7 protein-coding genes are annotated in these 9,026 nt (G+C 56.3%); 1 reads left to right on the top strand and 6 read right to left on the bottom strand.

Going from position 1 to position 9,026, the window contains the following annotated elements; translation table 11 throughout:
• The first annotated feature begins 204 nt into the window (after window positions 1-204).
• Window positions 205-1,395 (top strand): polymer-forming cytoskeletal protein, encoded by a 1,191-nt coding sequence (locus PHP98_10860; protein ID MDD5484127.1) that lies wholly within the window; start codon window positions 205-207, stop codon window positions 1,393-1,395.
• A gap of 88 nt (window positions 1,396-1,483) precedes the next feature.
• Here PHP98_10860 and PHP98_10855 read toward each other — a convergent pair whose 3' ends face one another.
• The 6 genes from PHP98_10855 to PHP98_10830 form a co-directional block, all read right to left on the bottom strand.
• Window positions 1,484-3,694: an AsmA-like C-terminal region-containing protein gene (locus PHP98_10855; protein ID MDD5484126.1), complete on the bottom strand. Its 2,211-nt coding sequence runs from the start codon at window positions 3,692-3,694 to the stop codon at window positions 1,484-1,486.
• A 35-nt stretch (window positions 3,695-3,729) separates the two neighbouring features.
• Window positions 3,730-5,553, bottom strand: coding sequence for a DUF4340 domain-containing protein (locus PHP98_10850; protein MDD5484125.1), 1,824 nt, complete (start codon window positions 5,551-5,553; stop codon window positions 3,730-3,732).
• Window positions 5,554-5,555: 2 nt separating this feature from the next.
• On the bottom strand, window positions 5,556-7,001 hold the full coding sequence (locus PHP98_10845; protein MDD5484124.1) for a GldG family protein: 1,446 nt from the start codon (window positions 6,999-7,001) through the stop codon (window positions 5,556-5,558).
• A 4-nt stretch (window positions 7,002-7,005) separates the two neighbouring features.
• Window positions 7,006-7,746 carry an ABC transporter permease gene (locus PHP98_10840; protein MDD5484123.1) on the bottom strand — a complete coding sequence of 247 codons (741 nt, stop codon included), beginning with the start codon at window positions 7,744-7,746 and terminating at the stop codon, window positions 7,006-7,008.
• A gap of 37 nt (window positions 7,747-7,783) precedes the next feature.
• Entirely contained in the window at window positions 7,784-8,764 is a 981-nt protein-coding gene (locus tag PHP98_10835; GenBank protein MDD5484122.1) for an ATP-binding cassette domain-containing protein, read from the bottom strand.
• 50 nt (window positions 8,765-8,814) lie between these two features.
• Window positions 8,815-9,026: hypothetical protein (locus PHP98_10830; GenBank protein ID MDD5484121.1), on the bottom strand; the 212-nt coding region annotated here is incomplete at its 5' end.

Raw genomic sequence — 9,026 nt, 5'->3', positions numbered from 1 at the left:
CTTCCAAGTGTTTGTATTCATGCCGGAAAGCAATAGCAGACAGATTCCGGATTGTCCAGTTTTATTTTCTATCTTCTTGATTCAGCCTGTGTTACCACCACGGGTAACACAGCCCTGGCGCGCCCCTTCGTTTTTAGGTTGAAATATGCCGTAAGGCCGGTTATAGTCAAATGGATTTTTAACGCACCGTAAAAAAAAATAACCATGACCGGCAAGCGGCTTATCGTTTTTCTGCTGTCCGTCGGCGCTGGCCTGATGCTCATCGGTTCGGCCGGCGCCGCCGGCTTTATCCAGACCAATCGGTTTTTGCTCGGGGAGGGCGAAACGCTTTCCAACGACCTTTGGCTTTCGGCCAATTCCATTGAGATCAAAGGCCGGGTTGGAAACGATCTTTTCCTGCTGGCCGCCGGTCAGGGCTGGAAGGAGCGTCCCGGAAGGGACGGTTCCATTTCGCTGGCCGGTCAATTTGGGAATGACGTCTGGGCGGCCGGCAATGCCGTCAGTCTGACCGGCGTTATCGGGGATCATGCCCGTTTGCTGGCTAAAATGATTGTCATTGACGGCGCGGTTTCCAACAGTTCAATTTTTATCGGCAATTCGGTTCATCTGACCTCCGCGGGGCGGCTGGGGAGCGCAGCCGTGATAGTCGGCGAAAACGTGATCCTGGAAGGCAATATAGACGGCGATACGGTCATCGCCGGCAAAAACGTGACTTTGGCTGGCAAATTCGGCGGGAACATGCGCATCACGGCGGGCGACGCCGTTGTTCTGCCGCAAACCCGGATTGAAGGCGATCTGGTTTATCTTCTGCCCAACGAACTTGTGCTGGATAAGAACGTTGTATTGCAAGGGCAACTGATTCGCGAAACGGAGCCGGCCCCGCAAAGCGGACGCCGTCCGCTCTTTTCCTGGCCATCGTTTTTCATGCAAGCGTGGTTTTTTCTTGGTGCGCTCGGCGCGGGCGCGTTAACGCTGTTTCTTTTCCCCGCTTTTACGGAGGAATGCGCTGTTTCGATCCGGCATTCATTCTGGAAATGCCTGGCGGTCGGTTTTGCCGCGGTCTGCCTGGCGCCTTTTGCCTGTTTTTTCCTGGCCATTTCGCTCATCGGCCTTCCGCTCGCGGCTGTGGCGGGAGCGGCTTTCTTTATCCTGGCGTATTTAAGCAAAATAATGGTGGCCCTTACGCTTGGGATGTTGATGCTGCGCCGCCGGCCGGCGGGGTTTAAGGCTTTTCCGGCCATGGGCTTGGGGCTTGTTGTTTTATACCTGGCGGCGGGGGCCGGTTTGTCGGGACTAATTGTCTGGTTTCTGACGGTATGTCTCGGGGTCGGCGGAATGTTTTCCGTCTTTTTTGCCCGGCACGTTTCATCGCTTAAATCCGGAGAAGCATCCTGATTTTCGGCCGCGGCTTCTCGCGCGGCATCCCTTCGCCAAATACCCGCCAAGCCGCTTTTTTTACGGATGCCCCGCGCGCGATCGCTTGTCAGAACGGCAGATAGGCGGCCTCCCATTTTGGATTGGCGACGGTGCCGCCGAGGCGAAATTCCAGGGCCTTGGAGAGGGGCATGGTAACAATTTGCAGCAAATTTCCGATAAGGCTTTGATGCCGCATGAAGGTAACCTGCACCTTGAAGTCAAGCCTGCCGTCAAAATATATGTCCCCGGCTCCTTTCAGGCTGAAGACGTCGCCGTCAATATAAATATTGCTGCCGTGGACTTTGCCTTTTTCAACGGTGAGCGTGGCCTGGGCGTTGTTTTTACCGTTGAAGGAGCCGAGGCCGGGGATGATTTTTCCAAGGATATCAAACAATCCGCCGAAAATCGGCACTGTAAAAATCCGGCCGTGCATTATTTTTATCCACCCTTTGCCTTTCATGGACGTCCCGCCGGGGTCGTCAACGAATCCCTGGAGATTGAGGGCGCCGGAACAGATGCCCTCGTAAGTGTTTTCAAGCTGGCGGCCGCTCAGGGAGTTGATGAGCACGCCGAAATCAACGTTTTCCGCGTCGGCGGAAAGCGTAAAAATCATATTGCTTGACCCGGCCGCCGGGTCAACGGAGGCGGAGCCTTTCATGATGCCGCGGCAGATACTGCCGTAGAAATCATCAATTTGATAACTTTCTTCGCATACGTTGAGAGCCAGCGCGCACGACGCAAACCTGAACATTTTCCAGGCAACGTCGGTGGCGTTAAAATTGATTTCGGCGTCATTCAGGGCGCTGCTGGCATATCCCACGGTGCCGAAGGCCGTGATATAACACGGCCCTTTAAAGGAAAAAGCTTCCAGCGGCGAGGCGATTACGGGGTCAATCATGGCGGCGACCGCCGGCGGGTCGGCGACGGACATGCCAGAAAAACTGATGGTTTTATCGTCCGACTCATAAATAAAATTGCCGCGCGCCAGGCCTTCATCGCGCACCACGAGCAGATTGCGAATATTTACTTTCTCCCCCGCATCGTTGAGCTCGGCTTCAAAACCGAGTTTCACGAGCAGACAGGGGACTTTCCTGAAGGACAAAGTGTCAACGAGGACGTCGCCGCTGAGCCGGCAGGAAAAAGCGGTTTTAAATTCCCCCTGGAAAGCGATGTTTCCCGCGGGCAGGGAACGTTTGAAGTCAAAGGCCGCGAAAATATCGCCCAGTTTCAGCTCAAGGCTTTGCAGGAACGGCGCAAAGGCGCGCAGGTCGCATCCCGTGGTTGCCTTGCCTTCAAATTTTCCGGAAGCGAGGTTATAATTGAGCTGCAGGTCCAGCGGCCCGGCCTGGGGCGCGCCGTTGATCGTGCTTTTCAAGGAAGCGGCGAGCATGCCTTTTTCGTCAAAATTCAAAAGAACATCAAGCGACTGCAATTGAATTTGTTTTATCTCCGTGTTTTTCAGAGTGATATTTCCGGAGGCGCTTCTGCCGCTGACGAGCATGTTGGCGCTCCACACGCCGATGGCAACGTCCGCGTAGCGGGTATGCCGTCCGTGCAAATCGGCCTTGAAGGACAATTTTTCAATGTTATCCGGATCAATATAAAAATCCACGTCAGCGTTTACGGCGTTGCCGGCGGTAAAATCATCAAGGCGTCCGGCCAGGACGGACAAATCCAGCCCGGCCGCATCAACGCCGGACGATTCGGCGTGTTTTGCGGCGCCGTTTTTGAGGGATATTTTTTCCGCCGGCAGAACAATCACGCCTTTGCCGGAAAGCTTGAATGCGGCCATGGCCGCCGAAAAACCGAGTATTTTCAGGCGCGGCCGGGATGTCTCGCGTTCGGCGGCGGCGCGGCGTGCCGGGCGCTCAAAAAGAACGTCGGCGTAAATATCATCAATTATTATCTTTTCGGCGCCCGGCTTATCAGGCGAGAAACAGGCCCGCCCTTTTTTGATGACGGCGCCCGAGACGCCGTTTCCCCCCCGCATCCAGGCCAGCGGCTCCAGTTTCAAAACAAACCGGTCGGCTTGAATGATCGGATCGCCCACATCGCCTTTTTTATAATATTTGACGCCGGTGGCGACGATGCCCTCAAAGACGCTCAGTTTAATCCGGTCCAGATTAAGAATCATGCCGCTGAACTGCAGGTAAGGCTCAATCTTACGCACCAGGGCGCGCGGCAGCCCGACGGAAGTCAGGTAAAAAAGCAGGATAAGTCCCGCCACAAACAGGATGAACAGGATGTATTTTATTTTTCTAAGCAAGCTGAACGCCATTGTGTCATCTCCGGCCGGTTGGGATCGGAAAAGTTTCATTCCGTCCGCAGCAAATCCCGCAACAGCAAATCAACCAGTTTTGCGTTAAGCACGAAAATGATTTCCTGTCCCTGCAGCATGGCATAGACGCCCCCGTCTTCCGCGTTGCCGCCCAGCAACAGCGTTTTGGAGATGCCCTCTTTGCCGCTCATGCTTAAAGTCAGGGTTTGCGCCGCGGGCTGGAGGCCGTAGATGCCGGCGGGCGCGCTGCCTTCAAAATGTTCAAATCGCACGGCGCGCAGATTGGCGGTCGCAACGAGCAGGTCGCGGATCGCTTTTTGTTTTACCAGGGCGTCCGGCGTCTGCGCCGCCTTCCATGCGCCGGAATTTTCCCGGACAACAATCTGTTCCCTGTTGTTTTTGCGTAAGGCGATGCGGGTGACGGCGGCGGGATCAACAGATAAAACGGCGCTGTCGCGGTATGCCAGCGGATTGAGCGAAATCGTTGCGACGGCGGATGCCGAGAGATGATACGCCTCGTCTTCATCGGCGAAGCGACCGAAAACACATTCGCGGCCCTGGAGCGGTGCGCTTAAGAGCAGGGTGCGCGTTGTTCCCGCCGGCTCCGCCGCGGCCGGAGGGACGGCATTGGAGGCAACCGGCGGAACCGGCGCATCCGACACGGAAATTGTTTTGGCCGGATTCTGCAGGCGGGCGTCAAGATTGGTGCCGGATAAAAACATTTCAATCCGCAGCGAGTTCAGGCGCGCGATTAATGTTTCCACGATTTTGTTGTCGGCCTTGCATTTTTTCGGTTCAACGATTTGCCAGTCGGAATGGTCGTCGCGGCTCAGCAAGAGGATGTTGTTGTCTTCCTCAATGCGGATTGCGGAAAACAGGTCGGGGGGCATAAAGAAAAGTCTTGAATCGCGAATGCCGCCGAGCGTAACGGCCAGCGCGGCGAGCGTTTCCGCTTTGACGGCAAAAACCGAATTTTGGCCGCGTTGGCAGGCGTAGACCAGTTCGCCTTTCTGGCCGGTTTGCTTGCCGAAGAGGAGGTATTCTCCGTTTTCGTTCTCGTCCTGCCAGACTCCGACCTGCAAAACAGATTCATCGTCGCCCAGGCCGTAGAGCGCGGGGTCGGTCATCGTATCGGTAACATACTGCGCTATTTGGGTGTTAAAGATACTGTCCAGCAGTTCCGTTATTTTAAGCCAGTCGGCGCGGGCCGTAACCGGTTTGCGCAAAATCCATTCCGGTCCTTCCTTGACGATAAGGATCAGGGGTTGTTTCCGGCTCTTGATTTCCAGTTTTTTCACATATGCCGGCGCTCCGGAGAGCAGGCGGGTGTCCCGGATATCGGCCAGGCTGCGCGGAATGATGCCGAGGAGATTGGTGGCGGTGGCCACAACCGGGTCGCTGTCGTTGACCTGGACATGGATGCTGTCCTTCAAGGGAGACAGGTTGCCGACATTTATCAGCGTGCGTTTTTCGGCGTCTCCGAGCACAATGCGGACGTCCGGTTTTTCCAGGCCGTAATCGGCCAGGGTCAGCGCCCGGGCCTTGCGTTGGTGCTCGGTGATGGTCTCGCCTTTTGGAAGGCCCGCCAGCACGGAAAGCATATGGTTGATTTTTGCGTCGTTGGCGCGCGTCTTGACCGGTTTGGCGATTATCCACTGCCCGCGTTCATTGAAGCACTCTATAAAACCCTGCGGGCCGGCGAACGACCAGTAATTAATCCGTTCCGGTTCAAAATCCAGCAGTTTGCTTTTTGCGCCGTTTTTTCCGGTTTCATTGTTGTCGGATCCTTCATGGAAACAGATGAAACTGAATATCAGCGCCGCCAGGATCAGCAGGAAAAATGTGGTGCGCAGGTGCATGGCTACTTTCTCCTTCCCAGATAGACGGCCAGGCCGATGGCAAGGATCATGGCCGGCAGGGCGACAATGGCGACAATATAAATTACCCGCAGCCGTTTCTGGTCAATATTCAAACGCACCCGGGGCGGGGTTTTCGGGGAGAATACCGGCGCGTCGCGGCGTTCGAGAAGCCAGTTCAGCGCATGGATGAAAAAGTCGGGCGAGTAGCCGGCGAGCAGGGCGCCGTTGGACACAAAGGTTGAGTCGCCGATGACCGCGAGGCGGGTCGGCTTGATTTCAACGTCTACAGTCAGACTGCCTTTTTCAACGGCAACCGCCACGGGAATCGGGCCGCGGCGGTCAACGCCCGCGTCAAATTTCGGAGGATTCTGGTAAAATGTCATTTCGGCCCAGCCTTCATCGGAAGTTGCGGCAAGGATCATGACCCGCGGTTTATCGGCCGATTGGTCAAGGGACTGCGCGTCCGGCGCCAGCGGCTGGACCGAGCGGGGAACATTGAAGATGGTTGCCATGTTCTGCAATTGCTCGGTAATGGGATGATTGCCGTAATGGCTTATCAGGAGTTCGCGGCCGGTCAGCGTTGTGCCCGCGACCCGGTCCATTCCGAGGCGGATGCCCCATGTTTCCAGGACTTTTTCCAGCCCGGTTTCCACGCCGGAATCCGCCATCAGAAGCAGCCGGCCGGAATCATCAAGATATTTTTTGACCATTTCCGCTTCCACGTGGGTCAGGGGTTTCTTCTGTCCGCCGATAACCAGGACGTCGCAATCCTTGGGGATGGAGGGGCCTTCCGAGATATGAAAGGTCCGGGGCTGGATGTTGCCTTTTTCCAGCAGGCGCGCAATCATTGAATATCCCGCATGCTGGCTGAAATCGTCAATGCGCTGTTCGCCGTGTCCGGCCAGGAAATAAACGACCGGGCTGCGGTCCTGCATGAGGCTGAAAAGGGCGGATGAAAAGACCGGCTCTCCCCGGAAAGAAGTCATGACCTTCGGATGCCCGGCCAGCAGGGGGGCATAATCATAAGTTGCCAGTTCGTTCACCGCAACGGTTTTTGTCCTGTTGCCGGCCCGGAAGACAATGACGCCCGGACCGGCAACGTTATACTGTCCGGCCAGTTCCTTGGCGCGGGCCAGATCGCGGTGCGGGTCAACATATTCCACGCCGAACTTTCTGGAGGCGCATTCGTATTCTTTCAACAGCTGTTTAACCTCGTTGAACTCTTCATGGTTAACGCTCATGAAGACGATGGCCTGCGCCGGAACCGTCAGATTGCGCAGTATGTTCAGCGTGGCCGCCGACAACGCGTAATAACGGCTCGGGCTGATGTCAATCCGCACCCGGTGTTGAACGGCCAGATAATTGATCATGACCGCCAGGATCACGGCCAGGCCGATCACCACGAGCGCGTTGCCTTTCATGAGGGCGCGTTTGGCCCGGAGTTTCATTGTTTTATCTCCACAGTCGCGATTCAATTGACTTGACGGTCAAATAAATGAACAAAACCGTGCCCGACAGGTAAAAAACAACCGCCTGGGAATCAATGATGCCGCGCGAAAAATCAATGATGTGCTGGATGCTGGAAATCCGGGCCAACACCGCCTCCAGCCGCGCATTACTCAGGGCGTATTGCAGATTCTCGGCGAGGAAAGTCACGCTCATGCCGGCGCAGCACAGTATCGCCGCTATCACCATGCTCCCGGTTAAGGAAGACATCAAGAGGCCAAAGGCGATGTAAAAGCCGCCGATGAGAAAGACGATCAAATAACCGCTCAAAACGATCCGGAAAGCGAACGAACCGTCTGGGGCCTGAAACATGTAAATAATCGCGCTGTAGACCAGGGTCGGCGCGAGCATAACAATGATAAAAGCAAACCCTGCCAGGAATTTGGCTGAAGCCACCTGCAAATCGGTTACCGGGGCGGTCAGGAGGTTTTCCAGCGTGCCGGAGCGGCGCTCCTCGGCGAGCAGCGGCATGGTGATCAGCGCGATGGTTACCAGAAAAATCAACCAGAAATAGGCGGAGCCGAAAAGGATGTCTCCGACCTGCACCGGCTCAACGGCGCTTTGGGAAATCAGGCGGCAGAAGCTGAAGCCGGAAACGATCAGGAAGACAATGATGACCGTGAAGCCCAGCGGCGTCCGGAAATACGCCAGGAATTGCCGCCGCAATAGTAATAAGATGTTTTTCATGTTCTGGCCCGGCCCGGGCGAATTTTACGGCAGGTTCTTAATTCATCCCGATGTTGCCGGTGATTTCAGCGAAAGCGTCTTCCAGTTTTTTACGTTCCATTTTCAGCTCGCGCAGCGTCCAACCGCGCATGGCCGCCAGTGTAAAAATACGGCAGCGCGGATCGGCGTCCAACTCGCATTCCAGCGTGTAGCGGTTCCATTCCTCGCCCGGCCGGCCGGTCTCCGCCCCGCAGGAAAAGCTTGAGACGTCCGCCGCTCCCGGCAGGGCGCGCAGTCCTCCCAGGATGTCGCCGGGCGGGCCGCCGATCTCGGCCACAATGACATTTTTATTTTTTAAGAGGCCGGTCAGGACCGCGGGGGAATCGGAGGCCACGATCCTTCCGTGATTCATGATCAGCACCCGCTCGCACAGCATTTCCGCCTCTGGAAGGTAATGTGTTGAAAGGACAACCGTATGTTTCTGCCCGAGTGTTTTGACCAGTTCGCGAATGGCCCTTATCTGGTTGGGGTCAAGCCCGATGGTCGGCTCGTCCAGCAGCAGCAGTTCCGGCTCGTGAATGAGACTGTCGGCCAGGCCGATGCGCTGATGATAGCCGCGCGAGAGCCGGCCGATAAGCCTGCCGGAAACCTGGTGCAGTCCGCAAAGGGTCTTGACCTCGTCCAGGCGCGTTTTCAGGCGGCGCCGGTTCAGGCCCTTCAGGCCGGCGCGGAAACGCAGGTATTCGTCCACCCGCATTTCCGGGTACAAAGGCACATGTTCCGGCAGATAACCGATCTTTTTGCGGACATCGCGCGAGTTTTCCAGCACGTCAAGCCCGTCAATCTTGACGTTCCCGTCCGTGGCCGCGAGGTAGCCGGCCAGGATGCGCAAGGTGGTGGTTTTGCCGGCGCCGTTCGGCCCCAGAAACCCGAGCGTTTCCCCGCGCCGGACTTCAAGTGAAATACCGTTCACCGCCGTGCCGGAGGAAAAACGTTTTGTCAGATTGCTGACGCTGATCATGAGGCGTTTGTCTTTCACTTCTTCCTTTTCCTTATTTCATACCAATTTACCGTTTCCGGTTTCATTGATCAATCGTAAAAACCGGCGCGCCATTTTTGCGCGGGCTGGCGGATGGGGGTGAGGGGGGGGGCGGCCAGGGCCGCGTCAAGAAAACCGGAGAGTGATAAAAGGCGAGAGGAGTGCGGTTTAGAGGGCAACAGAAGCAAGATTTGGAAGGCTTTGCCCGCTACGGGCAGGCCCGGAAGGCGGGACAAGACCATTTTCGGGCAGACTCCGGCCG

The sequence above is a fragment of the Kiritimatiellia bacterium genome (assembly GCA_028715905.1).
Taxonomy (GTDB): domain Bacteria; phylum Verrucomicrobiota; class Kiritimatiellia; order JAAZAB01; family JAAZAB01; genus JAQUQV01.
Note: the sequence above shows the minus strand (reverse complement) of the source record. Positions and strands in the feature narration are given on the sequence as shown.